1 protein-coding gene is annotated in these 451 nt (G+C 67.2%); it reads left to right on the top strand.

The genetic code is table 11. The features are described from left to right. Positions 1-451: PKD domain-containing protein (locus BP869_RS09360; RefSeq protein WP_342679138.1), on the top strand; the 451-nt coding region annotated here is incomplete at both ends.

Here is a 451-nt window from a genome sequence, read left to right as displayed (position 1 = left end):
CGTACACGGTGAACCTGACCGTCGCAAACCCCCATGGCAATGACACCCTGCGCCGCCCCGGCCTCGTCGCCGTGGAGGCCCCTCTCCTCCGCGCACATTTCTCCGCGAATGCCACCGCCGGCATGGTCCCCTTTGCGGTGCACTTTACGGACGAGAGTCCCGGAGATCCGACCTCGTGGTCATGGGCCTTCGGCGACGGGAACCTCTCAACAGACCCCGACCCGGTCCATGTCTATGAGGTGCCGGGCACGTACATGGTGAACCTCAGCGTCGCGGACCCGTACTCCCGCGACATGGTATCGAGGGCCGATTTCATCAGGGCCGTTGCGCAGGGCCCGCCTGCCGCGAACTTCTCCGCCGCCCCCCTCTCCGGCCCCGCGCCCCTGACGGTGAATTTCACCGACACCTCTGAGGGATTCCCGACCTCGTGGTCGTGGGCCTTCGGCGACGG

It is taken from the genome of Methanofollis sp. UBA420, assembly GCF_002498315.1.
Classification (GTDB): domain Archaea; phylum Halobacteriota; class Methanomicrobia; order Methanomicrobiales; family Methanofollaceae; genus Methanofollis.
Note: the sequence above shows the minus strand (reverse complement) of the source record. Positions and strands in the feature narration are given on the sequence as shown.